This window comes from Streptomyces sp. NPDC057438, from assembly GCF_042802995.1.
Taxonomy (GTDB): Bacteria; Actinomycetota; Actinomycetes; order Streptomycetales; family Streptomycetaceae; genus Streptomyces.
Genome location: NZ_JBHVDD010000019.1, coordinates 87,512 through 113,171 on the forward strand (window position 1 = coordinate 87,512; position 25,660 = coordinate 113,171).

Genomic DNA, 25,660 nt, shown 5'->3' on the forward strand with positions numbered 1-25,660 from the left:
TTACCGTCCGGTAAGGCTCCGCCCTGCCCCCACGGAAATTCACACTGCAAACACAGGAAGCAACGACCTCCTTCGCACCGGGTGAGGTCTAGTCCTGTCTTGAAACAGCCCATCCGGAGGCCGGACTCGACGGGAGCATCGTCGGCTGCGGGTCGGTGGGGCTTCTCGCGCAGTTTCCCGCGCCCCTGAGAACAACGGCCCTGCGGGCCGTTGAAAAGGCAGGAGCGCAGCCCCGCCCCATCAGGGGCGCGGGGAACTTGCGCGACCAGCCCTCACCGACCCGCAGCCGACTCACCGACTGCGGCGGTCGGCCTCGGCCTGCCGCGCCGTGAACCGCAGCGAGGCCCGGGAGACGGCGAAGCGGCGGTCCTCCACCGGCACGATCGCGTCCACCGGCGAAGTCACCTCGAACCAGACCACGGCGCCACCCCGGACCGTGACGCCGTCCCGGGCGCCCTCCTGCGCGGGCACCGGCATCGGCACGATCCGCAGGTCGACCTTCCTCCTCAGCCGGGCGAGCCGGAGGACCGCCCCGGGTGACTCCGCCGCCCGAACGAGGGCGAGCCCCCGCACACCATGTGTGCGGGGGCTCGCCTGTGATCGCCGGCTGCCGCCGGGTGGGGGGCCGGCGCCGGGGGGAAGAGCGCCGGTTCCGTTCGGCCTGGATCCCGTTCGGCCTAGTAGACGCTGACCCCGTACGCGCTCAGGGCCTCGGTGACCGGCTGGAAGAAGGTCGTACCACCGGAGGAGCAGTTGCCACTGCCGCCGGAGGTCAGACCGTACGCCACGCCGTTGCTGCCGTAGAGCGGGCCGCCGGAGTCGCCGGGCTCGGCACAGACCGTGGTCTGGATCATGCCGTAGACGATGTCGCCGCCACCGTAGTTCACGGTCGCGTTGAGGGCGGTCACCCGTCCGGTACGGGTACCGGTGGTGGACCCGGTGCGGATGACGTTGGTGCCCACGCTCGGGGTGGCCGCGCTGGTGATGTTGACGCCGCCCGCGGTGCCGTCCTTGACGATGGACGTGTTGCTGTAGCGCACGAGACCGTAGTCGTTGGTCGGGAAGCTCGACCCGGCGGTCGAACCGAGGACCGTGGTGCGGCCGGAGTTGGAGTACCAGGTGCCCGCGCCGTCGGTGCAGTGACCGGCCGTCACGAAGTAGTAGGTGCTGCCGCTGCGGACGTTGAAGCCGAGGGAGCAGCGCCAGCTACTCGCATAGATGGCGTCGCCGCCCTTGATCAACTTATTGAACTTGCCAGGGGTCCGCTTGATCGTCAGAGCGCCGGCGTTCTCGCCCGCCGCCTCCTTGATCTTCGCCAGCTCGCCCCGGGAGACGGTGCTGTCGATGGTGACGACGAGCTTGTCCGTCGCCGGGTCGATCGCCCAGGCGGTGCCCGGGACATCAGCCTTGAGCACCGATGAGCTGGCACTCTTCAGCTCGGACGCGCTGAACGTCTGGGTGCCTGCCGCACTGGCGGTGGGGACCGTGACGGCGGCAGCGGCGACGAGTCCGGTGGTCACGGCGATCAGCCGGGTCCGTCTCGTTATGCCGCTGCGGGGGGTGGTGCGCTTGATCCTCACTGTTCGTTCCCTCCAAAGGGAAGTCGGGGGCCCGCGTGGGGTCGGGGCCCGTGAGGCGCAGATCAGGGCGACGGTCCGGATTCCGGACACGCCGTGTCCCTGACAAGGCGCTGGGGGGAAGTATTCGGTCGTACCGCCGACCCACGCAAGGGTGCCTTTCGGCCTCTCGGAAGCCCAACCGGCGCGCCCTCCACTCCAGTTGACCCCGTCAGGCCATATGTGCGGGTTCTGTGTAAATCCTGATCGGCTCCCGGCGGGGCCGGATGACGGGTCGTCGGAGCAGGCCGCAGGGCCCGGGAGCGTCGAGCACCACTATCGTCGGCCGCGGCACGCGACACCCCCCGGGGCGCCCGGTCGGAGTACGCGGGTCCACCGCCCGGGGGTGTCCGGAAGTCGTCCGTTGGGCCGTTCAGTCCTTCGTCACCCCCGTCGCCTTCCCCGCCCTCCTCCCACCGCACTCTCCCTGACGGCGTAACGGTCGGCGGCCGGGTCAGGCCCAGGTGCTCGCGGAGCGTGCTGCCGGGTGGAAGGTGCGGAACAGGCCACGGTGCTGGAGCAGCGCCACCGTCCCGTTGACGAGCCGTTCCAGATCCCGGCGCGGCTCGACGGGGACGAGGTGGAAGCCGTCGACGGCCCCGGCCCGGCCCGAAGAACCTCGGCAGTCGACGAAGGCGAGCCCGAAGCCCCGCACGAGCACCGGTTCCCCGGGGCCAGCGGCGACAGGTCGCTGTCGGCGGTGAAGTCCGGGGCATGTGGACCAGCCCATGGGCACGGGCGTACTCCGCCAGTTCCCGCTGGTCGTCGTCCAGTTCGGCGTCCAGATGGCCGAGCGCGAGGATGACGAGGTCCGCGGGCAGCGGACGCGGACGCCCGTCGAGCCACACCTGCTGACGTCCTCCGGGCGGTCCGCTCACCCGGAACGCCCGCCGCGGGTGATGGTGGACCTCGACCCTCTCGGGGAGATCGGCGACGGCGTTCCGGTGCACCCAGCGCAGATACTCGCCCTGCACACGCCGGTCGGCAAAGAGCCGCCCGTCGAGCCCCGCCCACTCGTGCAGCGTGGGCCCCTCCCGCACGGGTCCGTCCGTCCGCACCGTCTCGTCGGTGAACATGGTGATGCCCTCGGCCTGCGAGTTCATCCACAGCAGCGGCGACTGGTCGGCCCGCCAGATGCGCCCGCCCCTGCGAATGCGGGTCGACGGGGTGGATGTCGAAGCCCTCGCCGGCGTACAGCGCACCGGCGTTGGCGGCGATCCTCTCGATCAGTCCGGTGGCGCGCGGTCCGGCGCCGACGATCACCAGGGACGGGCGCGAAGAGGGCAGGGGGGAGCAAGAGGAAGAGGCAGACGGCACGCGAAAGGCTCCGTGGTGTCCGAGTCGAACACGGGTGCCTTCACACGGGCGCGTCCGGCGGGACGGACGCGGGCGACCGAGCCCCTCGGCAGCGGTCTGCGCCGAGCGAACGGCTGCCTTTCCCCTCGCTGTCAAGGCTGTCCGAACTGTGAGCGGCACGTCTCAGGTCGGTTGACTCGCTTTCGGATGCCTGTTCCACTGCTCCACGCATCCGCAGCAGTGGCCGGTCAAGCGCTCCCACATCGACCTCGGTCGAGTGTGGTCCTCCTCCTGTTGAGCTGAGCCGACCCCCTGCGCGCCCCGGTTCCCGAGGGGCGCCGTTCGTGTTCTCCCCCTTGGCCTTCACGCACGCGCCCCCCTCGCGTTCCCTCCTGTCCTCAACAGTCGCAACCGCAGCACTCGCACGCGTCGCAGCAGTCACAGTCGCAGTCCCGGCAGCAGCCCTCGCGCTTCTTCCGGGACCAGGGACCCTCGTACTCCTTCGCACAGCACAGCCGACAGGTGCAGCACAGCAGGGTGAACATCCCGCACCCCGCCCAGAACCCCCGGCGCCGCGGCGGTTGCGGCTGCGGCACACCGAAGCCACCGCCCCCGCCACCGCTGCCACCGCCGAAGGGGTTCCCACCGCCGCCGGCGTACGGATTCCCACCGGCTCCGGCATACGGATCACCGGCGCCGCCCGCGTACGGATTCCCCGGCCCCGGCACCCCGCCGTGCCGATGGCTCGCACACACCGGCACCGCTCCGAACGCCCGGTCCACCGACCTGCGCACCTCGTGCACCAGCAGCAGATGGGCGAGCCCGCCGTCGACGAAGTCGGCCTCGCGCAGGGCGAGCCGGATGCCGTGCAGGGCGTCGTCGGCGAGCCGTCGGGCCTCGGTGAGCGAGGTCCCGGTGGCGGTCAGCGGGTTCCACGCGCCCGCGGCGGCGTCGGCGGTCCGGTCCTCCACCGCGTCCAGCAGATGGGCGAGCCGCCCGAAAAGGCGTCCGGCCTCGGCGAGCGGCTCGGCGTTGCCCGGCCGTCCGGCCAGGACCGCGGTGTGCGCGAAGGCCGCCGCCGTGGCCGTCTCGGTCGGTTCGGTGACCGCGAGCAACGGGGTACCCGGTCCGGCCAGCGCCTCCACGCCGGTCTGCCGGTCCACCGCGTCGACCAGCACGGCCGTGTCGAACCCGATGTCCGATCCCGTACGCGCCCCCGCGCGCCCCCAGTTCGTCGCGATCCGGCGCGCGGCGCGCGCCACCGGCTTGCGCGCGAGCAGTCCGTCCCCGTCGGCGACGTGGTCACGGACCTTGGCCGAGGCGAGCACCAGCGAGACGGCGGCGGCGAGCCGCGCGCCCTCGCCGTGTGCGACGGAGGCGGTGCGCATCCCGCGCAGCGGGCAGGGTCCGGCGGTGCGCCGCCCGTCGCTGACGCGCTCGGTCTGAGCCTCCGTCAGAACCGAGACGAGCAGACCGTCATAATTAGTGACGACCCGGGCGAACTGCCCGTGATCCGTGCGCAGTGCGAGACAGAGACCGCACAGATGCGCCATCCACTGGGTGCGCAGCCCTTCGCCGAGGCGATGACCGCAGGGCCTCACGATTCCGAACACGACACTCCCCCGTGTCTCGCCGTGTCGCCGCGCGCTCGTCGGCGTCGCGGCATCGTAGCCGCCGGAACGTTCACCCGGACGGCCCGCGACTCACCCAAACGCCACGAACAATATTATTTCACTCCCTGTCAGCAGGCGTGTACAGCGGAGCCCTTGGGGCACATGGACTCTCGACGAATTCGTTCTGCACCAGTACCGTCACGAAACCCCCGTGCGGCGTCTATCCACTTGGCGAGACATCCGCATCATGGACGACGATAGGGATGCGGAAAGCACGAAAGACCGCTGCGAGAGGAGGCGTCCATGGGATCGGTGCGCAAGGCGAGTGCCTGGCTTGGCCTCGTCGACGACAACGATGACGAGCGTTACTACGACGACGACTACGCCGACGAGCGGGAGGCCGGCTCCGGCGAGGCATGGGTCACCGACCCCCGCGTCAAGGTGGCGTCCGAGTCGGCACAGGACCACGGCCGCCGGATCGGCACGGTCACGCCGGACAGCTTCCGTGACGCCCGGCACATCGGCGAACTCTTCCGGGACGGCGTCCCGGTCATCATGAACCTCACGAACATGGAGCCCGCCGACGCCAAGCGGGTCGTCGACTTCGCGGCCGGCCTGATCTTCGGTCTGCGCGGCTCGATCGAGCGGGTGTCCAACCGCGTGTTCCTGCTGACCCCGGCCGACACGGAGATCGTCAGCGGCGAGGTCGCGAGCCGTCCGGTCGACGGTTTCTTCAACCAGAGCTGAGGCAGGGCCGCTCGCCGGCCCTGCCTTGCGGTGCCCGGGTCACCCCGCGCGACTCACCGGAAGGCGTCGAGACCGGTGAGCGCCTTGCCCAGCACCAGTTGGTGCATCTCGACGGTGCCCTCGTAGGTGAGCACGGACTCCAGGTTCGTCGCGTGCCGCATCACCGGGTACTCCAGGGAGATCCCGTTCGCGCCGAGAATCGTCCGGGCGGTACGGCAGATCTCGATCGCCTCGCGCACGTTGTTGAGCTTGCCGAAGCTGATCTGCTCGGGACGGAGCCGTCCCGCGTCCATCCGCCGCCCCAGATGGTGGGCGAGCAGAATCCCCTTGTGCAACTCGACCGCCATGTCGGCGAGTTTGGCCTGGGTGAGCTGGAATCCGCCGATCGGCTTCCCGAACTGCTCACGGGTTTTCGCATAGGCGACGGCCGACTCGAAACTGGCCCGCGCGGCACCCATCGAGCCCCACACGATTCCGTAACGGGCGTGCGAGAGACAACTCAGCGGGCCTTTCAGCCCCTTGACCTCCGGCAGCACGGCGTCCGCCGGCAATCGCACGTCGTCCAGCACGAGTTCACTGGTGACGGAGGCGCGCAGGGACCACTTGTGCTTGATCTCCGGCGCGGACAACCCGGGCGCGTCCGTAGGGACGACGAACCCCCGCACACCGTCCCCGGTCTGCGCCCACACCACGGCGACCCCGGCGACGGAGCCGTTCGTGATCCACATCTTCCGCCCGTTCAGGACCCAGTCGCCGCCGTCCCGCTCGGCGTACGTGCGCATCGACGCCGGGTCGGACCCGTGGTCGGGCTCGGTGAGCCCGAAGCAGCCGATGACCTCACCGGAGGCCATGCGCGGCAGCCACTCCTGCTTCTGTTCCTCGCTGCCGAAGCGGTGGATCGCGTACATGGCGAGCGACCCCTGCACGGAGACCAGCGACCGGATCCCCGAGTCCGCCGCCTCCAGCTCCAGACAGGCCAGCCCGTACTGCACCGCACTGGCTCCCGCGCACCCGTATCCCTCCAGCGACATCCCCAGCGCCCCGATCGCGCCCAACTCGCGGGCCAGTTCCCGGATGCCGGGGAGTTCCCCCCGCTCGTACCACTCGGCGACATGCGGCAGGACCCGGTCGGCCGCCCAGCTCCGCACGGTGTCCCGCACGGCGAGATCCTCGGGGTCCAGCAGTTCGTCGAGGCCGAGGAAATCGGCGGGGTCGAAGGACGGCGACTTCGCGGGCGCGGCCATGGGACAACCTCCGGCTCGTAAAACTAGCGATGCTCAGCACATTACCCATGGCCCGGCGTCCCGGCCCTACCGGCCGGACACACCGAGAGTGCCGCGGCGGCTCAGCGGATCGACTCCGCGCGCACGGACGGCGCCGCCTTGGCCTCCCGCGGCCCCGGCAGTTCGGCGGTGGACCCGCACTCCATGCCCCGGGGCAACCTCAGCGCCATCACCGCGCCGAGCACCAGCAGCGCCGCGCTCACCAGCAGCGTCACGTGCAGGCCGTGGACGAAGGAGTCCCGGGCGGCATGCCGCAGCGCCTCGCCCGCGGGGCCGCCCAGCCGGTCGGCGACCTCGTACGCCTCGCCGAGCGAGTGCCCGGCGGCGGCGGAGGCCGACGACGGCACCCCCGGCACGGCGGCCAGCCCCGGCGCGTACGCCGCGTTCATCACGCTCCCGAGGAGCGCGATCCCGATACCGGCGCCCAACTGGTACGACGTCTCGCCGATCGCCGCCGCCCCGCCCGCCGAGGACGCGGGGGCCTCGCTCAGCATCGACTCGTACGCGCCGAAGAGGGTCGTCTCCAGGCCGAAGCCCAGCAGCACGAACCCGGTGAGCAGCAGCCCCGCGTTGTCGTGACGTCCCATGCCCGTCAGCAGGACGACCGCGAAGGCGGTGAGGCAGAAGCCGACGCAGACCATGCGGCGCGGCCCGAAGCGGTGCAGCAGGTGGGAGCCGACGAGCCCGGCGGCCATCGCGGCGACGGTCAGGGGCAGCAGACGCAGCCCGGTCTCCAGCGGGGACAGCCCGAGGACGAGTTGCAGATACTGCGCGGCGATCAGTTCGAGGCCCACCAGGGCGAGCATCGCGAGGACGATGCAGCCGACCGAGGTGCTGAACGCGGGCCGCGCGAACATCCGCAGGTCGACCAGCGGACGCCTCCGGCGCCGCTGCCGCCGTACGAACGCGGCCAGCAGCCCGCCGCCGCCGAGGAGGGCGAGCGCGGTGCCCGGGTCGAAGGGAGGGTGTCCGCCGCCGAGCCGCTTCACCGCGAGGACGACACCGAAGAGACCGACGGCGGCCATCAGGGCGCCGACCACGTCCCAGGGCCCGTCGCGCTCGCCCGTCGACTCGGGCAGCAGCAGCCGTCCGATCGGCAGGCTCACGAGCATCAGCGGGATGTTGACCAGGAAGACCGAGCCCCACCAGAAGTGCTCCAGCAGGAACCCGCCGAGCAGCGGTCCCACGGCCGCGCCGACGGCGGCGACCGCGCTCCACACGCCGATGGCGAGCGCCCGCTCGCGCCGGTCGGGGAAGACCTGGCGCAGGATCGACAGCGTGGCGGGCATGATCATCGCGCCGCCGACGCCGAGCAGAGCGCGGGCCGCGATCAGGACCTGCGGGTTGTCGGCGAAGGCCGCGAGGGCGGAGGCGACGCCGAAGAGGGCGTAGCCGAGCAGGAGGATCCGTCTGCGGCCGACCCGGTCGCCGAGGGTGCCGAAGAGGATCAGCAGCGAGGCGCAGACCAGTGGGTAGACGTCGACGATCCAGAGCAGCTCCATGCCGCTCGGCCTGATGTCCTCGGTGACGGCGGGGACCGCCACGTGCAGCACGGTGGCGTCGACGGCGACGAGCAGCAGGCTGACGCAGAGGACGACGAGGACGACCCAGCGGTTGGCACCGGCCCCGGTGCCCCGACGGCGTCGCGCGGCGGCCGTGGGCGTCCCGGACATGTACGTACCTCCCAGAATGCTCTCGCGTTCGGCGGAACCACGGGGCGGGGACTCCCCTGCGGCCACGGCCCGGGAGGAGCGGCGTCCCGGACCCGCGCAACGAACGGCGAGCGAGCCGTCAGCGTACGCGAGTCCCGGCGGGTGCAGCGTGGCGGGTGTCTCATGGAAGCCCGTGCGGCCTGTGGCGTACGCCACGCCCCGGCCCGCCCACCGGTCTCCCACCGCTCCTTCATCACTCGTCCGTGGGCCGACCGACGGTCGTCCGTGGGTCGACCCGCGGTCGTCCGTGGCACGTCCGCCACCGTCCATCACGGACCCACCACGCCGTCAGGTCCCTGCCGGTTCCCGGCTCCGCCGATAATCGAGCGCGTGACCGATCTTGCCACGCGCCCGGCGCCGCCCCTCCTGAGGCGGGCCGCCCCCGCACTCCTCGGGTACGCCGCCGTGCGCACCCTGGGCCTCGTCGCCCTCGCCGGGTGGAGCGCGGCACGCGACAAGAGCGCACTGATCTTGCTGTCGGCCCGCTGGGACTCGCTCTGGTACACGCGCGTCGCCGAACTCGGCTACGGCTACGAGGTGCGCCTGCCGAACGGCGACGTCCACTCGAACCTGGCGTTCTTCCCCCTGCTCCCCTGGCTGGAGCGCGCGGTCTCGGCGGTGACCCCGCTGTCGTACGCGCACGCCGGCCTCGCCGTCGCCACGCTCGCCTCGCTCGTCGCGGCCTGGGGGATCTTCGCGGTCGCCGACCATGTGTACGGCAGGCGGGCCGGTGTCTGCGCCGTGCTGCTGTGGGCCGTGCTGCCGGTGGGGATCGTGCAGTCGATGGCGTACACGGAGTCGCTGTTCACCGCGCTGGCCGCCTGGTCGCTGTACGCCGTCCTGACCGGCCGCTGGGTGGTGGCGGGCGCGCTGGCGGCCCTGGCCGGACTGACCCGCCCGGTGGGGCTCGCGGTGGTCGCGGCGCTCTGGGCGGCCGCGATCGTGTCGTACGTACGGGATCGGCGGCCCGAGTCCGCTCCCCCGTCCGGACGGAACCGGAGTACGGAGGCACCGGACAGCGCACGCCTTGCGTCACGCGCCCTCGGCATGTTCCTCGCACCGCTGGGAGCCGTCGGCTACGTCCTGTGGGTCGGCCGGCACACGGGCAGGGGGCCCCTGGGCTATCTCGACGTCCAAGCCGGCTGGCGCAACGGCTTCGACGGCGGCTACGCCTTCGCCCGCTTCGTCGCCGACAAGTTCACCTCGTTCCCGTCGGCCCTGGCGGGAGTCGGACTGATCATCGGAGTGGCGTTGATCATCTGGCTGTACGTCGTGTGCGTACGGCAGGGACAGCCGCTGCCGTTGCTGGTCTACACGGGGGTCGTCACCGCGCTGGCGCTGTGCGCGTCGAGCTACTTCGGCTCCAAGCCCCGGCTGCTGATGCCCGCCTTCCCCCTGCTGCTGCCGCTCGCCCGGGCCCTCGCCGGGACCCGGGTGTCCAGGTCGGCGGCGATCGTGGGGGCCGCCGCAGTGGTGTCGGCGCTCTACGGGGCGTTCTGGCTGAACGGCTCGGGTCCGCCCTGACCGTTCGGCCGACCGGCCGACCACGGACCGCGAGCGAACGGGTAATTCCACGCAAGCATTCGGTGAACGAATATAAAAGGGCTGCAAAAGGGAACCCCGTACGAGCCCATAGAATTGAAGGCCGAGTCGCGCAACCATTCGTCATTCAGCAGAAATAAACATCAATATGAGAGCAATCCCACATCACGGCGTCATCACAAAGCCGGTGATTCACGTCGCGCCGGAGCTCACTCGCTGTAACGTCGATTGAGTGCGTACCGAACCAAAGCCGACCCGTCTGGACCGGGTCTTCTCCAGGCTGGACCGTGAGCCGGAACGACCGGCTCACATCGATGTGCCGGTGATGACCCGGCACCGGGTGGTCCTCTTCGCCTCCACCCTGGCCTTCTACGTGGCCATCGTGTGGGCCGTCGTGATCACCTCGTGGCTGGTCCGCCTCGACTGGCAGATCATGTTCTTCCGGCCGTACCAGCAGTGGCAGCAGATCCACGCCTTCCTGGACTACTACGTCGTCCTGGGCCAGCGCGGCCCCACCGCCGTGATGGTCGCGGCCTGGCTGGGCTGGCGCTCCTGGAGACAGCACACCCTGCGTCCGATGCTGGCGCTCGGGGTCTCGCTGCTGCTGCTGAACATCACGGTCGGCGCCGCCAAGATCGGCATGGGCCGGCTCGGCCCGCACTACGCCACCGAGATCGGCGCCAACGAGATGTGGCTCGGCGGCGACATATTTCCCTCGGGACACACCGCCAACGCCGTGGTGACCTGGGGCATCCTGGCCTATCTGGCGTCGACGCCGCGGGCCCGGCGCTGGCTGTCGGCGCTGTCCGCCGTGATCTCGCTCGGGGTCGGCCTCACCACGGTCTACCTGGGGACGCACTGGCTGAGCGACGTCCTGCTGGGCTGGGCCGCCGGTCTGCTGATCATGCTGGCGCTGCCCTGGTTCGAGCCGCTGATCGCCCGGGCCGAGGCCTGGATCCTCTCGCTGCGCGACTCCTTGCGCGACCGTCGCAGGACACCCGCGCAGGCGCCCGCACCCGCCGCCGCGGGAACGGCCGTGGCACGGGGGCCCGTCGAGGAGTCCGCGGGCCTGCGGGAGACCGAGGTCGCGGCCCGCGCCGCCCATCCGCCGATCGTGCCGTTGCACCTGTCCACCGGACCGCATCTGGCCAGGTCGGACAGGGCTCCGGTCACCCCGACGGGCTCCCGCCGGCCGCCCCACGCCGACCGGGTCGCGCACAACGCGGCCCCGGCCCGCCCGGTCGCGGGCGGCTGACACGAGACAGCCACCCGACAGCGGGGCCGGTACGCACAGCCCATGCCCCGCACGGTGAAAGGCCCGGCTCCCCGTGAGCCGGGCCTTCGTCCGTCAGGCGTCCGTCGTGATGCCGGATCTCGGCCCTTGTCCTTCGCTGCCGGGTCTCAGCCCTTCCAGGCGCGCTTCACCCGGCCGTCCTCGACCTCCAGGTTCAGCCGCCCGAAGCGGTACTCCATGGTGATGATCGCGCCCGGCGGCAGCTTTCTGACGGTGGACCAGCCGCGTTCCACGGCTCGGCGCTCGGCGTCCGGTGCCTGAAGTCCGACGTACGCGTCAGGGTCGTCCCGGGGCTCTTCGGAGGGGGTGGGAATCGGTGCCATGGCCGCCACGGTAGGCGGCCGGAGCGCCCCTGTCCTCCCGCAGTCACGCTTCTGTCACAGAACCACGACACCCGTTTCGGCCCAACGCAGTCACACGTTCGAGCGGTTCCTCACGCCTTCCTCGCGCTGCCGGACGCAATTCGCGGCCGCTTCGGCACCATCGCGAATAGCCCGTAGGAAAGCAGTCCGGGACGTGTGCGTCCGGTGCATGTCCAGCCTTTTCCCACCGATTCCCGGACGGCTGCCGGAAGCCCCCACCTCAGGGGAAATTCACGGTTCCCGCACACTTCCCCCGTACGCCCCCTGCCGGAGCGGCGGGGGCGCGAGCATCATGGCGTGCGGCACGGGCCCAGGACGCGGCGGCGAAGGGGCGAGCGATGGGGACCGAGACCGCACAGGCGGTGGCACGACCCGTCCGGGCGAAGGCGCCGGGGCGGCTGGTGGTCGACTGGCTGACCACGACGGACCACAAGAAGATCGGCCACCTCTACCTGGTCACGTCGTTCCTCTTCTTCCTGGCTGCCGGTCTGATGGCGCTGGTCATGCGTGCCGAGCTGGCCCGGCCGGGCACGCAGATCGTGGACAACGAACAGTTCAACCAGCTGTTCACGCTGCACGGCACGATCATGCTGCTGCTCTTCGCGACACCGACCTTCGCCGGGTTCGCCAACGAGATCATGCCGCTCCAGATCGGCGCGCCCGATGTCGCCTTCCCCCGGCTGAACATGCTGTCGTACTGGCTGTTCCTGTTCGGCGGGCTGATCGTGATGGGCTCACTGCTGGTGCCGTCCGGGCCCGCCGACTTCGGCTGGTTCGCCTACGCGCCGCTGAACAGCCTGGAACGGTCACCGGGAATCGGGGCCGACATGTGGATCATGGGGCTCGCGCTGTCGGGGTTCGGGACGATCCTCGGCGCGGTGAACTTCCTGACCACGATCATCGGGATGCGCGCGCCCGGGATGACGATGTTCCGGATGCCGATCTTCACCTGGAACACGCTGTTCACGTCGATCCTGATCCTGATGGCGTTCCCGGTGCTCGCCGCGGCGCTGCTGGTGCTGGAGGCGGACCGGCGGTTCGGCTCGCAGGTCTTCGACGCCGCCAACGGCGGCGCGCTGCTCTGGCAGCACCTGTTCTGGTTCTTCGGGCACCCCGAGGTCTACATCATCGCCCTCCCCTTCTTCGGGATCATCACGGAGATCATCCCGGTCTTCAGCCGCAAGCCGATCTTCGGCTATCTGACGCTGGTCGGGGCCACGATGGCGATCACCGGGCTGTCGATCGTGGTGTGGGCGCACCACATGTTCGCCACGGGCGCGGTGCTGCTGCCGTTCTTCTCGTTCATGAGCTTCCTGATCGCCGTGCCGACGGGGGTGAAGTTCTTCAACTGGACGGGGACGATGCTGAAGGGCTCGCTGTCGTTCGAGACACCGATGCTGTGGGCGACCGGCTTCCTGGTGTCCTTCCTGTTCGGCGGCCTGACCGGGGTGATCCTGGCGTCGCCCCCGATGGACTTCCATGTCACCGACTCGTACTTCGTGGTCGCGCACTTCCACTACGTCGTCTTCGGCACGGTCGTCTTCGCGACCTTCGCGGGCTTCTCGTTCTGGTGGCCCAAGTTCACCGGGAAGATGCTCGACGAACGGCTGGGCAAGATCCATTTCTGGACGCTGTTCGTCGGCTTCCACACCACGTTCCTGGTCCAGCACTGGCTGGGCGCCGAGGGCATGCCCCGGCGGTACGCCGACTACCTGGCCGCCGACGGCTTCACGGCCCTGAACACGCTCTCGACGATCGGCGCGTTCCTGCTGGGCCTGTCCACGCTGCCGTTCCTCTACAACGTCTGGCGGACGTCCCGGTACGGGGTACGGGTCGACGTCGACGACCCCTGGGGCTACGGCCGGTCGCTGGAATGGGCGACCTCGTGCCCGCCGCCGCGCCACAACTTCGTCACGCTGCCCCGGGTCCGCTCCGAGGCACCGGCGTTCGACCTGCACCATCCGAGGTTCGCGGCGATCACGCCGCCCCAGACCCGGAAGGGCCAGGAGCGGACGCCGCATCCCCGGTTCGGTCAAGAGCGGCCGACAGCCGGTCCCGGAGAGTCCTGATGGTCCCGGTCAGCTCCGCCGGTTCGACGACCTCGAAGTCGACGCCGGTCATCATCACGTGAATGGCCATCACGTCCAGGGTCGGCGCCCCGGTGCGCAGCAGACAGCTGTGCTCGTCGTACGCCTCCAGGGTGCCCGCCGAGGGCGAGATCAGTTCGGCGGCCTCGTGCAGGGGCACCAGCAGCCGTACGACGGCGTGCGCGGCGTACACGGTCGTGGAGACCCCGCGTGAGACGTACGCGGCGAGGTCCTCGGCGGGTGGCTCGCGCGGGGTGAAGCGCGGGCCGTGCGGCGGTGTGGGCCTGACGCGGTCGACGCGGAAGGTGCGCCAGCCGGCGCGGTCCACGTCCCAGGCGACCAGGTACCAGCGGCGCTCGGTGCACACCAGACGGTGCGGCTCGACGGTACGCCGGGTGGCCGTGCCGCCGTGGTCGCGGTATTCGAAGCGCAGCCGCTCGGCGTCCCGGCAGGCGTTGGCGAGTTCGGTGAGCACCTCGGGGTCGACGGCGGAGAGCTGCGGGCCGCGCAGCAGCGGCACGGTGAAGGCGTTCAGGGCGCCCACCCGGCGGCGCAGGCGGTGCGGCAGTACCTGTTCGAGTTTGGCGAGGGCGCGGACGGAGGACTCGCCGATGCCGTCGATGCCCTGGCCTGCGGCCGAGCGCAGCCCGACGGCCACCGCGACGGCCTCCTCGTCGTCGAGGAGCAGCGGAGGAAGCTCGGCCCCGGCGCCGAGCTGGTAGCCGCCGCCCGTGCCGGGACTGGCGTTGACGGGGTAGCCCAGCTCGCGCAGCCGGTCCACGTCGCGGCGGACCGTGCGCGCGGTGACCCCGAGGCGGCCGGCCAGTTCCGAGCCGGACCATTCGCGGTGGGCCTGCAGCAGCGAGAGCAGGCGGAGCAGCCGTGCCGATGTCTCCAACATGGGAGGAGTGTGGCAGTGGTCGAGGACAGGTTGTGTCCTCGACCACCGCGGCCCGCTTGGCTCAGCTCACGGGGACGACCGTGACCGTGACGGACAGGTCGTTGTCGGCCGTGTAGGACGGCACGGCCCGCACCGGCCCGTGCCCGGACTCGACCCGCTTCCCGGGATAGACGAGGACGGAGGTCTTCTCGACGATGTCGTCGAGCAGCCGCGCGACGCGCGCCCGCGGGCCGGACTCCCCCCGCGGGCGCAGCCACAGGGCCCAGGTGCCGGGCCGGAGTTCGCCGTAGGGCACGGTGAAGCGGAGGCCGCCCCGGTCGTCCGGGGTCAGGCCGGCCCGGACGGCGGGTGAGGCCCCCGCCCGGTCGGTGAACTCGGCGTACGCCTCGGGCGTGGGCTCGGCGCCGTACGCCCGGACGGTGACCTCCAGTCCGCCGTCACCGATGTGGAGCGCACCCGCCTCGGCGTGCGGGGAGCGCTCCCAGCTGCGGATGCTGAGGTTGCCGTGCTTGGTGCCGTACGGGATGCGGACGGCGACCCGGCCGGCGGTGGGGGCCGGGGTGCGGTCGACGAGGGAGCGCAGGTCGTTGAGGCCGGGGGCGAGCCGGTGCGGCTCGTCGTCGGCGATCTGGAGGTAGACGTCCCAGCGGCCCTCGGGGAGGTCCGTGCCGCTGGGCAGCGCGGCCCGCAGCCGGCCGTTGCCGGCGGGGGTCAACGGCAGGCGCGTCCTGCGGTCGCCGCGGCGCCGGAGGAGGACGAGGTGGGCGGCGTCGGTCACGCCCGGGTCGGCGATGTCGAAGGTCAGGCCGCCGGCGAGGTCGGCGGCGCAGTCGGCGCGCGGGGGTGTGGCCCGGTCCCCCGGGTCGTCGCGGTGCGTGGGCTGCCGTGGAGCCGTCATCATCATGCCGTGCGGCCCTTCCTGATCGCGGACCGCGCGGCACGTCCGGCATCCCGAACGGCGTACGCACTGCCGAGCAGAGCGCCACGGGTGCGGTGCAGTGAGCCGCGCACCCGGCCCACCGGCGAGGCGCCGCCCCGCGCGAGCAGGTCGCCGAACAGCGTCTCGTACCGCTCGGCGATACGGGCCGGGTCGAAGCGCTCGGAGTCCTGGAGCGCGGCGTGCGCCATCCGCCGCCGCTTGTCGTCGTCGTTGATGAGTTCCAGCAGGCCGTCGGCGATGGCCTCGACACTGCCGACCTCGACCAGGCGGCCGTCGACGCCGTCCTCGATGATCTCGCCGGGGCCGTGCGGGCAGTCGGTGGAGACCACCGGCAGTCCGCAGCGCATGGCCTCGACGATCGTCATGCCGAAGGACTCCAGGCTGGAGGTGACGGCCGCGATGGAACCCTTGGCCCACTCGGGCTCGATGGGGGTGGCGGGGCCCATCAGATACACGTGGTTGTAGAGGCCCATCGTGTCGACGAGGGAACGCAGATTTTCCTTCTGCTTGCCGCTGCCGTAGATCCGCAGGCGCCAGTCGGGCCGCTCCCGGCGGACCTTGTCGAAGGCCCGCACGAGCAGGTCGTAGCGTTTCACGGGGGCGAGCCGCCCGGCGGCGACGACCCACTTGCCGGAGCCGTCGGCCGGGTCGACGCCCGGCGCGGGCACCGGGTTGGGCACGGCCTGCACGCGCACGCCGGGCAGGCGCATCCTCCCGTACGCGCGCGCGTCGGCCTCGGTGGTGGTGGTGAGCGCGTCGAGCCGCGGATAGGCACCGCGCAGGGTGGCACGCAGGGCCGGGGAGTGGCTGTCGAGTGTGAGGTGCTCCTGGCCGACCCGGACCGGGCCGCGGCGGGTCTGCCGGGCCATGTGGACGTTAAGCCCGGGGCGGGTACCGACCAGGACGTCGGCGTCGACCGAGGAGAGGTACTCGGCGATGCGCCGGTCGGTCAGGGCGCTGTACTGGCCGTACCGGCCCTCGGCGCGCGGGAACACCTTGGCGGGGCGTTCCAGGTCGGCGTGGCCCTTGTCCGCGCCGCCCTTGCGGATGTCGACGAGGCCGCGCAGCCGGACCCTCGGGTCGACGTCGAAGACCGGCCCGTCACGATGGCGGAAGACGGAGACGATCTCCACGTCGTTCTGTTCGGCCAGCGTGTTCGCGAGGTTGAACGTCGTGCGGATCGTTCCACCGATGTTGTACGCGTTGTGTATGAGGAATGAAATGTGCATGCGTCCCCCGAATCCCCAGATTTCGCTGGTCATCCGTTGATTTCCCCGGTCATCCGTCCATGGCGGTGCTGGTCCACCACCACCCGGTTAGACCCGGTCTCCCCGGGGATGGTTGGAAGGCATCATCAACTTGTGCCGGAACGGTTGCCCGATCGATAGCCGGACGAGGGAACCTGTTCGCCGCTCAACGCATCAGGGGCTGTAGGGGAGTTGCGGGACGTCGAAGCAGTTCTCGTTCATGTCCCCTTGGGCGACCCAGCCCTTCCCGTCCTGCCAGCGGGCCACGGACACGCAGCTCCGACGGGTGCGCGGGGGCTCGGTGAGCCGCTCGAAGCGGACGGGCAGGAGCAGCCCGTCGGCGCTGTAGGGCTCGTCGCGGTTCATGAACCGGTCGACGCACGCGCGCGTGACGCCTGCCCGGCTTCCGGCGCACGAGCGCGCCGCGTCCGTGAACCACATCGCGGCCGCCCAGCCCTCCAGCTGCCACTGGGAGTGCGCCTTCAGCGTCTTCGTCGCGTCCCGGAACTCGCGTACGGCCTCGTCCCGCAGGTCCGCGTGGTTGCGGCTGGAGCCGGTGGCCCACAGGGCGTTGCGGCAGCGCGGGGCGTCCGCGTGGTCCTCGGCGATCGTGGAGGTCCAGTTCTGCACGTTGGTGACCTTGGCGGTGAGGTCGACGCCCGCCGCGTCCAGCGCCGCGCAGAGCCGGGCGTTGCCGTGGCCGTCGATGGCGTCGAAGACCAGGTCCACGCCCCGCTCCTCGATGTCGGCGGCGACCGCGCGGAAGTTGGGCAGCGCGAAGTCGACCTGCTCGGTGACGACCTCGTACCCCTCCGCCCTGAGTCCCCGCACGACCAGGCGCGCGTACGCGGCCGACGCGGGCTGGTTGTACGAGACGACGGCCGCGGTACGGGCGCCGTGCTCGCGCCGGAAGTAGCGGTAGACCTCGGTGCCGCCGTACTGCTTCCCGCCCCAGCCCGTCGTGCCGTTCCGGGGCGCGAGGCTGCCGTAGACGCTGTAGAGGTACGGATACGTGTCGTAGGCCGGGCCGAGGGGCTGGCCGCCGATGTCGGGCACGCGGGCGCGGGCGACCCGGGCGGCGCCCGCGTAGTCGAGGGCGGTGGTGGCGACCAGCGCGACCACGCCGTCCTCCTCGACGAGCCGGTGCACGCACTCGTTGTTGCCGACGCCGCTGCCCCCGTCGTCGCACTCCCGTACCTCGACGCGGCGGCCGTCGACACCGCCGCGGGCGTTGAGCGCGGCGAAGTAGGCCCTCGCCCCGTCGCGCGGCCCGGTGAACGCGGTGCCGCCGACGGGGCTGGTGACGCTGGTGATGATCCCGACGCGCAGCGGCGCGGTGTCCGCCGGCGCCGTGGTGCGCCCCCGGTGCTCGAAGTCGCTCTCCGGGAGCCGGCTGCCGCAGGCCGTCACCAGCAGGAGCAGCAGCGCGGCGGCGACCGTCTCAGCAGCCCGGACCCGGTGTCGCATTGCCGCTCAGCGCGACCAGTCCGCACAGCGTCTTGACGGAGAGCTTCCAGGTGCCGTCCTGCTCGACGGCCGTGCCCGCCGCGTCCGGCAGGGCCGTGGCACCCTCCAGCAGCAGGGTGTAGGTCACGTCGGCGCCGGTCGCCGAGGTGAACGTCACCTTCTTGACCTCGGCCTCCACCTGCCCGCCGCGCTTGTCTCCGCTGAACGCGGCGAGGACGGGGCCCATCTCCTCGCCGTTCTCCAGCACGGCCTGCTTCTCCTTGGTGGAGGTGGACGGGTCGAAGAACGTCTTCCAGTTCTTCTCGATCTGTTTCTCGGCGGCCGCGGTGTCGGCGGGTCCGCTCGCGGACACGGTCGTTTCACCGGGCTCGGCCGTCGTCCGTTCCACGGTCGGCGTGGGCGGCGCCGTGTCGCCGCCTCCCCCGCTCTCGTCGCTGCACGCCGCGAGGGCCGGGGCGAGGAGGAGAACAAGGGCGGCCGCGAGGGCCGTACCCCGTCCCGCCGCACGCGGGCCGTGGGCCCGCCGTCCGTTCGCCCGCCTGAGGTCGCTCCCGAGAACCATCTGGCTCACCACCGGGTGTCGGTCCGGGCGGTGCGCGCCCGGTGCTTTCAGGGTCAGGTTGCAGGGGGCATAGTGCAAGCCATCGGCTGAGATGGACAGACACACGACGTGTGGAGGCCCTGATGCGGACAGCCCGACCGCGCACCGCGTACCCCGTCCTCCGGGCCGCCTGGGCCGGCTGGGCCGGCTGGGCCGGCTGGGCCGCGCTCGCAGGGGGCGCGGTGCTGTGCGTCGTCGGCTGGTACGGGGTCTCCGGCGAGCGCTTCGCCGAACGTCAGCTCCCCTACCTGGCCTCCTGCACGGTCCCCGGCGCCGCGCTGATCATCGCGGGCGCGGTCCTCCTCGCCCACGGCCGGGACGCCCTGGCCGCCTCGCGCGTCGAGGAGTTGTACGGCCTGCTGGTCGCCCCCGAACCGTTCGGCGCCGAGGCCGAGGCGGCCGGGCAGGCGGCCACCGCGCCGCTCGCCACCAGCGGCAGGCTGCTGATGGTGCCCGGCGGCACCCTCTGGCACCGCGCGGACTGCCCGCTGGTGGCGGGGAAGGCGGAGGCGGTGCCGGTGGACTCACGGGTCCTGGCGAGCGGTGAACTGCGCCCCTGCCCGATCTGCGAGGCACCGGGCGCAGGCGGCCCCGCAGGGCCCCCGGAGAGCTGATGGCCTCGCTGACGTACGAGCTCACGCTGGCCGGGCTGTCGGTCGGCAGCGCGGCGGCCCTCACCGGAATCGGCCTGATCGTCACCTACCGGGCGACCGGCGTGCTCAACTTCGCGCACGGGGCGATCGCGATGGTGTGCGCGTATCTGCTGCGCCAGTGCACCGTGGAGTGGGGGTGGCCGCTCTGGCTCGGTGCCCTCGTGACCCTGCTGCTGGCCGCCCCCGCCCTCGGCCTGGCCCTGGAACGCCTCGTCTTCCGCCCGCTCGCCGTGCTCGGCGGCGACCCGGCCCGGACGCTGGTCGCCTCGATCGGCGTCTTCGTCCTCCTCGTCGGCGGGGCCGTGCTGGTGTGGGGGCAGGGGGCGCGGGACGACGCGCCGACGCTGGTGCCGGGCGACCCGTGGGGCCCGTTGGCGGTGGCCGTGGCGGTCGCGGTGGCCGTGGGCGTGGTCACCCGCCGGACGCGCTTCGGCCGGGAACTGCGGGCCGTCGTGGACGACCGCTCCCTCGCCGTCCTCGGTGGCGTCGACGCGGACCGGGTGGCCGCCGCGGGCTGGGCGTTCGGCTCCTTCACGGCGGGCCTGACGGGGGTGCTCCTGGCGCCCTACGTCCGCCTCGACCCGTACGGCATGCCGCTGCTGGTGATGGAGGTGCTCGCCGTGGCGGTCGCCGCCCGGATGCGCAGTCTCCCGGTGGCCGTGCTGGTCGCGCTCGGCATCGGGGTCGCCCAGAGCCAGCTGACCCGGTTCCACCCGTCGGGCCCGGCGGAGCCGCTGCTCCAGGCCGTGAGCGCCAACCTCTTCGTGGTCGCCCTGCTGGTCGCGGCCCTCGTCCTGCCCGGTGTGGGGACCAGCGACGCGCTGCCCCGCACGGCTGCCCCGAGGGCCCGCACCCCCGCCGGCGCCTGGATCGTGGCCCTCGCGCTGTTCCTGATCCCGCTGGGCTTCGCGGGCGAGGACCTGCGCACCGCCGTCCAGGTCCCGGCGCTGGGCGTGGTCCTGCTCTCCCTGGTGGTGGTGACGGGCCGGGGCGGCCAGATCTCCCTCGGTCAGGCGGCGTACGCGGGCCTGGGCGCGCTCCTCACGACCCTGCTGTCGGCAGGCCGCTTCCCCCTCCTCCCGGCGCTCCCCGAGCCGGCCGCTCTCCTGGCCGCCGTCCTCCTGGTGGCCCCGCTCGGTCTGCTGACCGGCGGTCCGGCCATCCGCCGCCACGGTCTGGCGCTGGCCCTCGCCACGTTCGCCGTGGGCGTCGGCGTCAGCCGCTTCGTCCTCGCCCAGCCCTACGCGACCTCGGGTCCGGCCCCGACCCGTCCCACGGGCTTCGAGGGGGACCGCGCCTACTACGTCCTGGAGCTGATCCTGCTCTCCCTGGCCCTGCTGGCCACCCACGCCCTGCGCCGGGGCCGCACCGGTCGGGCCCTCTCCGCCCTGCGGGACCACGAGTCGGGCGCTTCGGCGGCGGGTGTGCGGGTGCCGTCGCTGAAGCTGGCCATGTTCGTGACGGGCGCCGCGCTGGCCGCCCTCGGCGGCGGCATGCTCGCCATGGGCGTCCGCGCCTTCGACCCCACCGCCTACGACCCCGTCCGCGGCCTCCTCTGGTTCGCCGCGATCGTCGTCCTGGGCGCCGACAGCACGCTCGGCGCCCTCGCGGCGGCCGCCCTCCTGGTGGGCCTGGACGCGGGGACGAAGGGCGGCGTGGCGGCGGCGCTCATCGGCCTCCTGGCGGCCCTGGTGGGCCGTTTCCCCGGCGGTCCCCACGAGGCGCTGGCGCGACTGCGTCCCGGGCCTGGCGGCCGGCACGCACTGACGCCGACCGGGGTACGGGCCCGGCAGCGGGTCCGGGCGAACAGGGCGAGCGGCGGGGGTGCCGCGAGGGCGGGCCTGGGTGCGACGACGGCGGCCGGGGGCGGGCCGTGCACGGCAGAGGCGGACCGCGGCGCGCCGAGCACCACCGAGGCAGACCGAGGCGGGCCCGATGCTCCGCTGCTGCCACGGGCCGGGAACGAGCCCGGCGCGGTCCGCGCCGAGAAACCGGCCGGGAACGAGCCCGACGCGACAGGAACGGCCCCGGACACACCGCACGCGCCGGAGGCGAGCCAAGGCGAGCCACGTACGGCCGAGGCGGGCCGGGGCGGATCCGACGCGGCACAGCCGCCACAGCCGCCGCACACCAGGAACACGCCCGGCACCGCCCGCGCCGCCGGACCGGCCGGGACCGAAACCGACCCTTCCGCCGGCGCGAGAGAGTCGCCGGAAGGGTCGGGCGAGCCCGGGCCCACAGCTCGCCACGGGGAGCGACCCGGCACTCCGCGCCAACCGCCTCCGTCCCCGTCCGAGACCGGCACCGGCACCGGCACCGGCACCGAACCCGTGCAGCCCCGAGCCCATAAGGCCGCCCCGCCCCCGGCCCTCCTCCTGCAGGCCCGCCACCTCCGCGTCGGTTACGGCGGCTTCACCGCCCTCGACGGTGTCGACCTCGACGTCCTCCCGGGGCGGGTCAGTGCGGTGGTGGGACCCAACGGGGCCGGGAAGAGCACCCTCTTCCACTGTCTCGCCGGGACGCTGCGGCCGGCGCAGGGGCGGGTGCGGCTCGGCGAGCGGGACATCACGCGGCTTCCGGCGCACGCGCGCACGCGGCTCGGCATCGCCCGGACGTTCCAACACCTCGCCGTCTTCCCGTCGTTGACCGTGGCGGAGAACGTACGGGTGGGCGCCGAGCAGGGGCGTGTCGCGGATCCCGCGGCCGTGGAGCGGGCGTTGCGGCTGTTCGGGCTGGACGGCGCGGTACGGACGGAGCCGGCGGCCGGGCTGCCGACGGGCACGCTGCGGCGGGTCGAGTTGGCTCGGGCCCTCGCCGGGAGTCCCCGTGTGCTGCTGCTGGACGAGCCCGCCGCCGGGCTCGACACGGCCGAGGTGGCCGCCCTCGCCCGGGTGCTGCGCGCCCTCGCCGACGACGGTACGGCCCTGCTGGTCGTCGAGCACGACCTGGACCTCGTCGCGGACATCGCGGACGTCGTGCACGTCATGGCGGCGGGCCGGATCGTCACCTCCGGCCCCGCCGGCCACGTCCTGCGCGCACCGGGCCCGCACGGCCCGCTCGATCCGGCGGTGGACCGGTGACCCTCCTCTCCCTGCGCCACGTCCGCGTCCGCTACGGCCCCCTGGAGGCCCTGCACGGCATCACCCTCGCCGCCCCGGGCCCCGGCCTCACCGTCCTGCTGGGCCGCAACGGCTCCGGCCGGACGACGGCGCTGCGAGCCCTCGCCGGCACGGTCCCGCTCGCCGGCGGCGCCGTGGTGTGGGACGGGACCGACATCACCCGGACACCGGCGTACGAGCGGGCCCGGCGGGGCCTCGTCCTCGTCCCCGAGCGGCGGGCCGTCTTCGGTTCGCTCACCGTGCGCGAGAACCTGGAACTGGCCACGCCGGACCTCTCGTACGCCCTGGACGCCTATCCGCGGCTCGGGCCCCTGCTCCCCCGCCGCGCCGGCACCCTCTCCGGGGGAGAGCAGCGCATGCTCGCCCTCGCCCGTGCCCTCTCGGTGCCCGCGCTGCGGGTCGTGCTCGTCGACGAACCCTCCCAGGGCATGTCACCGGCGGTCGCGGCGCACACGTACGCGCTGCTGGGCCGCCTCGACGCCTGTGTGGTCGTCGCCGAGCAGCGCCTGCCGCCGGGGCTGCGGGACGTGCCGGGCGTCCTCGTGTACGAACTGCGGCGCGGGACGGTGGTCTTCGGCGGCGAGGCGGCCGAACTCCCCTGACGGGCCCGGCGGACGGCTCAGAGGTCGAGCCGCTGGCCCGGCACGATCAGGTCGGGGTCGCCCCCGATGACGGCCCGGTTGGCGGCGTAGACCTGCCGCCAGGTGGTTCCGTGCCGGGCGGCGATGCCGTTCAGCGTGTCGCCCTGCCGGACGGTGTAGTCGCCGCGGGACGAGCCCCGGTCCGCGTGGCCGAGGGGACGTGACGGGGCCTGCCCGGCGGACTTCTCCGGCCGCGCGGGAGCGGCTCGCCGGGTCGGTCCGGTGGTGGCGGCGTCGGCGGAGGGCGCGCCGGGTGCGCTGCCGGTCGCCCCGGCACGGCGGGAGCAGGTGGGCCACGCTCCCCAGCCCTGGGCCCGCTGGACCTTGGTGGCGACCGCGATCTGCTGGGACCGGGAGGCCCGGTCGGCGGTCGCCGCGTAGGCGGTGCCCCCGTAGGCGCGCCAGGTGGAGGCGGCGAACTGGAGGCCGCCGTAGTAGCCGTTGCCGGTGTTGATGTGCCAGTCGCCGCCGCTCTCGCACTTGGCGATGCGGTCCCACACCCCGCTGTCGGCCGCCGAGGCGGTGCCGGTCAGGGCCAGGAGTCCCAGCGGGGCGAGCAGCGCCGCCCCGGCGAGGACCGCCGTCGTACGCGTCCTGCGAGAGCTGCCGCGCGTGGTATCGGCACATTCGGACATGAAGATCCCTCTCCACGGACCCGGGGTCCCCCGGAGCGGGGCGCTTCCCGCGCATGGACGCGGGTGTCGCGCTCCGCCCCGTCCGCCGGAGGTGGTGCTGCGCGCTGTCTGGCTCTGCGCGGCCGGCGGACGTACCCGAGCGGTGCTCGTTGCACACGGCCGGGAATGTAGGGAGATTGACGAGCTGTCAGCAAGCAATCGCTTGTCCTGCGAGGCCAGTTCACCGTTACCGCAAGTAGCGGCCAGATCAAGCCACCCAATTCATTCCCTGATTTCCGGATATGTCGACCAAGTGACCCGTTGACCTGTGACCCACCTCACCGGATCAACTTCCCCGGACCTCCCGGAAGTTGGCGCGGAGTGACCGATTCCGCCCAGAGATTCACCCTGCGCTGCGGTTGGTTCGATTCCGTTCGTCGTCGGGCGTGACTCCGGCCACAGATCGCCCGTTGTCTTCTGCATGAGCCGGAACCTCCGTGCTCATGGGCCGGGCGCCACCCGGCACCGACACGCACCGCATCCCGAGGAGCCACCGTGCCGCGCATGCTCGACGTCAGCGACGAGGTACGCGCCGAGATCGGCGACGAAGAGGCCGACCGGCTGCTCGCCGGAGAGAACGCCCCCGGCGGCTACGACTGCACGTCGTGCCGCACCCCCGGCGACTCCGAGCAGGAGCGCACCAGCACCGTCCTCTTCGTGGGCGACGAGACAGCCGTGCTCGCCTTCGCCCACTCCACCTGTCTGCCCTCCCAGGTCGTCCAGGTCACCGAGGAGCAGTTGCAGGGCGCCGCCCGTTCCATCGCCGGGGACAGCCCGGCCCAGGCCGCGCCCGAGCAGGCCGTGCTCGGCGTCACCAGCGGACTGATCCTGCTCAGCGGCGAGCTGCACCCGGCGCTGGTCGTCGAACCGACCGCCCCCATCGCCCGCCCCGGCACCACCGGTGCCGGCGACGACTTCCTGCCGCTGCTCATCGAGCAGGGCTTCATGCCGCTCCCCCAGATCGACTCCGTGCCGCCCGTGCTGCACGGCTGGTCGGTCCTGCTCGCCATGGGGCAGCTGCACGCCATCCTGCAGCCGGGCACCACCGGTGGTTCGCCGGTCGCGTGGTGGCAGGCCCACCAGGCCCTGCAGGTCGCCGACGCGTGGCGGGCCGCCGCCAACAAGCACCAGCAGGTCCTCATGTTCGCCGCGCCGGTGGGGTCGATCGGGCGGCAGCCGCGGGAGGACCTGCTGCGGGACGCGCTCGACAAGGCCGCGGCGAACGGCAAGCTGGTGGCGGCGACCCTGCCGCTGGCCGGCACCTGAGCCCACCGCCCGCCGGAGCCCGACGACCCGCCCCTCGGGGTGTGATCCCTTCCCGGAGCCCGACTTCCCGGAGGCTGAATGGTTGAGGCAGCGCATCCCTTCCGGGGCGGGGTCGTTGGCACAGGCGTGCACGCATACGACGCTCCCCGCCGCCCGTCCTACCAGTCGATCCCGTCCATGCGGCCGACCCAGGACCCTTCGGCCACGCCCATCTACGACACGCTCTACGCGGAGTGGGTCAGGAGCTACCGGACCCTGCCGGGCGACCGGCACGGGGAGGAGGATCTGGGGTTCACGGGCTTCGGCACCCTGTCGCACGGCTCCGGCGGACCACGCACCACCGGGTCGTACACCTCCGGTTCGTACGGCGCCCGGCACGCGGCGGGGCACCTCGCCACCCAGCGCGAGACCCAGCCCGGTCACACGTCCGGCACGACGGCCGTGTGGCAGCCGGTCGGGCGCATCCCCACGGGACAGACGGGAATGCACCACATCCCGTCGCCCCTGCCCCCGAACCCGCGCCGGGGTCTGTGACCACGCGGAGACGCGAGGCGGCGCGCAGGGACACATGAGGAGGGCGGCTGCCCGAAGGTCGGACG

The 25,660-nt window shown here is 72.5% G+C and carries 21 protein-coding genes and 1 pseudogene; 9 read left to right on the forward strand and 13 right to left on the reverse strand.

The window, feature by feature from the left end; translation table 11 throughout:
* Window positions 1-291: 291 nt before the first annotated feature.
* From ACFU5F_RS13935 to ACFU5F_RS13950, 4 genes and pseudogenes are all read right to left on the reverse strand, one after another.
* On the reverse strand, window positions 292-573 hold the full coding sequence (locus ACFU5F_RS13935) for a hypothetical protein (protein ID WP_383886520.1): 282 nt from the start codon (window positions 571-573) through the stop codon (window positions 292-294).
* A gap of 104 nt (window positions 574-677) precedes the next feature.
* Window positions 678-1,580 carry a S1 family peptidase gene (locus tag ACFU5F_RS13940; RefSeq protein WP_383886523.1) on the reverse strand — a complete coding sequence of 301 codons (903 nt, stop codon included), beginning with the start codon at window positions 1,578-1,580 and terminating at the stop codon, window positions 678-680.
* A 622-nt stretch (window positions 1,581-2,202) separates the two neighbouring features.
* Window positions 2,203-2,879, reverse strand: a pseudogene (locus tag ACFU5F_RS13945) (FAD/NAD(P)-binding protein); the annotation flags it as partial.
* Between the two features lie 431 nt (window positions 2,880-3,310).
* Window positions 3,311-4,525, reverse strand: a complete 1,215-nt coding sequence (locus ACFU5F_RS13950) for a DUF5685 family protein (protein ID WP_383886524.1) — start codon at window positions 4,523-4,525, stop codon at window positions 3,311-3,313.
* Between the two features lie 303 nt (window positions 4,526-4,828).
* Between ACFU5F_RS13950 and ACFU5F_RS13955 the strand changes: the two genes are divergently transcribed.
* On the forward strand, window positions 4,829-5,272 hold the full coding sequence (locus ACFU5F_RS13955; RefSeq protein ID WP_383886526.1) for a cell division protein SepF: 444 nt from the start codon (window positions 4,829-4,831) through the stop codon (window positions 5,270-5,272).
* A 53-nt stretch (window positions 5,273-5,325) separates the two neighbouring features.
* On the opposite strand, the gene ACFU5F_RS13960 is transcribed toward ACFU5F_RS13955, so the two are convergent.
* Both ACFU5F_RS13960 and ACFU5F_RS13965 read right to left on the reverse strand, forming a co-directional pair.
* The gene (locus tag ACFU5F_RS13960; RefSeq protein WP_383886529.1) at window positions 5,326-6,516 is read right to left on the reverse strand and encodes an acyl-CoA dehydrogenase family protein; all 1,191 of its coding nucleotides are present in this window, start codon (window positions 6,514-6,516) and stop codon (window positions 5,326-5,328) included.
* 101 nt (window positions 6,517-6,617) lie between these two features.
* Window positions 6,618-8,228 carry an MFS transporter gene (locus ACFU5F_RS13965; protein ID WP_383886532.1) on the reverse strand — a complete coding sequence of 537 codons (1,611 nt, stop codon included), beginning with the start codon at window positions 8,226-8,228 and terminating at the stop codon, window positions 6,618-6,620.
* A gap of 369 nt (window positions 8,229-8,597) precedes the next feature.
* Between ACFU5F_RS13965 and ACFU5F_RS13970 the strand changes: the two genes are divergently transcribed.
* Window positions 8,598-9,791 (forward strand): glycosyltransferase family 39 protein, encoded by a 1,194-nt coding sequence (locus ACFU5F_RS13970; RefSeq protein WP_383886534.1) that lies wholly within the window; start codon window positions 8,598-8,600, stop codon window positions 9,789-9,791.
* A gap of 250 nt (window positions 9,792-10,041) precedes the next feature.
* Window positions 10,042-11,064, forward strand: a complete 1,023-nt coding sequence (locus tag ACFU5F_RS13975; protein WP_383886536.1) for a phosphatase PAP2 family protein — start codon at window positions 10,042-10,044, stop codon at window positions 11,062-11,064.
* A gap of 146 nt (window positions 11,065-11,210) precedes the next feature.
* Here ACFU5F_RS13975 and ACFU5F_RS13980 read toward each other — a convergent pair whose 3' ends face one another.
* Window positions 11,211-11,426, reverse strand: coding sequence for an I78 family peptidase inhibitor (locus ACFU5F_RS13980; protein WP_383886538.1), 216 nt, complete (start codon window positions 11,424-11,426; stop codon window positions 11,211-11,213).
* A 377-nt stretch (window positions 11,427-11,803) separates the two neighbouring features.
* Between ACFU5F_RS13980 and ctaD the strand changes: the two genes are divergently transcribed.
* On the forward strand, window positions 11,804-13,534 hold the full coding sequence (ctaD, locus tag ACFU5F_RS13985; RefSeq protein ID WP_383886540.1) for a cytochrome c oxidase subunit I: 1,731 nt from the start codon (window positions 11,804-11,806) through the stop codon (window positions 13,532-13,534).
* On the opposite strand, the gene ACFU5F_RS13990 is transcribed toward ctaD, so the two are convergent.
* From ACFU5F_RS13990 to ACFU5F_RS14010, 5 genes are all read right to left on the reverse strand, one after another.
* Window positions 13,443-14,453, reverse strand: coding sequence for a helix-turn-helix transcriptional regulator (locus ACFU5F_RS13990; protein WP_383886542.1), 1,011 nt, complete (start codon window positions 14,451-14,453; stop codon window positions 13,443-13,445). The genes ctaD and ACFU5F_RS13990 overlap by 92 nt on opposite strands.
* A 61-nt stretch (window positions 14,454-14,514) precedes the next feature.
* Window positions 14,515-15,354, reverse strand: a complete 840-nt coding sequence (locus ACFU5F_RS13995; protein ID WP_383886566.1) for a hypothetical protein — start codon at window positions 15,352-15,354, stop codon at window positions 14,515-14,517.
* Window positions 15,354-16,622, reverse strand: a complete 1,269-nt coding sequence (locus ACFU5F_RS14000) for a glycosyltransferase family 4 protein (RefSeq protein WP_383886544.1) — start codon at window positions 16,620-16,622, stop codon at window positions 15,354-15,356. The genes ACFU5F_RS13995 and ACFU5F_RS14000 overlap by 1 nt, the downstream gene beginning before the upstream one ends.
* Window positions 16,623-16,814: 192 nt before the next feature.
* Window positions 16,815-18,107 (reverse strand): ABC transporter substrate-binding protein, encoded by a 1,293-nt coding sequence (locus ACFU5F_RS14005; protein WP_383886546.1) that lies wholly within the window; start codon window positions 18,105-18,107, stop codon window positions 16,815-16,817.
* A complete protein-coding gene (locus ACFU5F_RS14010; protein WP_383886548.1) occupies window positions 18,082-18,669 on the reverse strand; it encodes a hypothetical protein in 588 nt (195 codons plus the stop codon). Before ACFU5F_RS14010 ends, ACFU5F_RS14005 begins: the two co-directional genes overlap by 26 nt.
* Before the next feature lie 122 nt (window positions 18,670-18,791).
* On the opposite strand from ACFU5F_RS14010, the gene ACFU5F_RS14015 reads away from it, so the two are divergent.
* From ACFU5F_RS14015 to ACFU5F_RS14025, 3 genes are read left to right on the forward strand one after another with little or no spacing between them, the layout of a single operon-like run.
* On the forward strand, window positions 18,792-19,322 hold the full coding sequence (locus tag ACFU5F_RS14015; RefSeq protein WP_383886550.1) for a hypothetical protein: 531 nt from the start codon (window positions 18,792-18,794) through the stop codon (window positions 19,320-19,322).
* On the forward strand, window positions 19,322-22,441 hold the full coding sequence (locus tag ACFU5F_RS14020) for an ATP-binding cassette domain-containing protein (RefSeq protein ID WP_383886552.1): 3,120 nt from the start codon (window positions 19,322-19,324) through the stop codon (window positions 22,439-22,441). Before ACFU5F_RS14015 ends, ACFU5F_RS14020 begins: the two co-directional genes overlap by 1 nt.
* On the forward strand, window positions 22,438-23,082 hold the full coding sequence (locus ACFU5F_RS14025; protein WP_383886554.1) for an ABC transporter ATP-binding protein: 645 nt from the start codon (window positions 22,438-22,440) through the stop codon (window positions 23,080-23,082). Before ACFU5F_RS14020 ends, ACFU5F_RS14025 begins: the two co-directional genes overlap by 4 nt.
* A 17-nt stretch (window positions 23,083-23,099) precedes the next feature.
* Here ACFU5F_RS14025 and ACFU5F_RS14030 read toward each other — a convergent pair whose 3' ends face one another.
* Window positions 23,100-23,756 (reverse strand): transglycosylase family protein, encoded by a 657-nt coding sequence (locus ACFU5F_RS14030; protein ID WP_383886556.1) that lies wholly within the window; start codon window positions 23,754-23,756, stop codon window positions 23,100-23,102.
* 534 nt (window positions 23,757-24,290) lie between these two features.
* Between ACFU5F_RS14030 and ACFU5F_RS14035 the strand changes: the two genes are divergently transcribed.
* Window positions 24,291-25,061, forward strand: coding sequence for a hypothetical protein (locus ACFU5F_RS14035; protein WP_383886558.1), 771 nt, complete (start codon window positions 24,291-24,293; stop codon window positions 25,059-25,061).
* Between the two features lie 177 nt (window positions 25,062-25,238).
* On the forward strand, window positions 25,239-25,595 hold the full coding sequence (locus tag ACFU5F_RS14040) for a hypothetical protein (protein WP_383886560.1): 357 nt from the start codon (window positions 25,239-25,241) through the stop codon (window positions 25,593-25,595).
* Window positions 25,596-25,660 lie beyond the last annotated feature (65 nt).

Coding starts and splice junctions, on each gene's coding strand:
- ACFU5F_RS13955 (WP_383886526.1), top strand. CDS start 4,829: ATGGGATCGGTGCGCAAGGCGAGTGCCTGGCTTGGCCTCGTCGACGAC.
- ACFU5F_RS13960 (WP_383886529.1), bottom strand. CDS start 6,516: ATGGCCGCGCCCGCGAAGTCGCCGTCCTTCGACCCCGCCGATTTCCTC.
- ACFU5F_RS13965 (WP_383886532.1), bottom strand. CDS start 8,228: ATGTCCGGGACGCCCACGGCCGCCGCGCGACGCCGTCGGGGCACCGGG.
- ACFU5F_RS13980 (WP_383886538.1), bottom strand. CDS start 11,426: ATGGCACCGATTCCCACCCCCTCCGAAGAGCCCCGGGACGACCCTGAC.
- ctaD (WP_383886540.1), top strand. CDS start 11,804: ATGGGGACCGAGACCGCACAGGCGGTGGCACGACCCGTCCGGGCGAAG.
- ACFU5F_RS13990 (WP_383886542.1), bottom strand. CDS start 14,453: ATGTTGGAGACATCGGCACGGCTGCTCCGCCTGCTCTCGCTGCTGCAG.
- ACFU5F_RS13995 (WP_383886566.1), bottom strand. CDS start 15,354: ATGATGACGGCTCCACGGCAGCCCACGCACCGCGACGACCCGGGGGAC.
- ACFU5F_RS14000 (WP_383886544.1), bottom strand. CDS start 16,622: ATGCACATTTCATTCCTCATACACAACGCGTACAACATCGGTGGAACG.
- ACFU5F_RS14005 (WP_383886546.1), bottom strand. CDS start 18,107: ATGCGACACCGGGTCCGGGCTGCTGAGACGGTCGCCGCCGCGCTGCTG.
- ACFU5F_RS14010 (WP_383886548.1), bottom strand. CDS start 18,669: ATGGTTCTCGGGAGCGACCTCAGGCGGGCGAACGGACGGCGGGCCCAC.
- ACFU5F_RS14015 (WP_383886550.1), top strand. CDS start 18,792: ATGCGGACAGCCCGACCGCGCACCGCGTACCCCGTCCTCCGGGCCGCC.
- ACFU5F_RS14020 (WP_383886552.1), top strand. CDS start 19,322: ATGGCCTCGCTGACGTACGAGCTCACGCTGGCCGGGCTGTCGGTCGGC.
- ACFU5F_RS14030 (WP_383886556.1), bottom strand. CDS start 23,756: ATGTCCGAATGTGCCGATACCACGCGCGGCAGCTCTCGCAGGACGCGT.
- ACFU5F_RS14040 (WP_383886560.1), top strand. CDS start 25,239: ATGCGGCCGACCCAGGACCCTTCGGCCACGCCCATCTACGACACGCTC.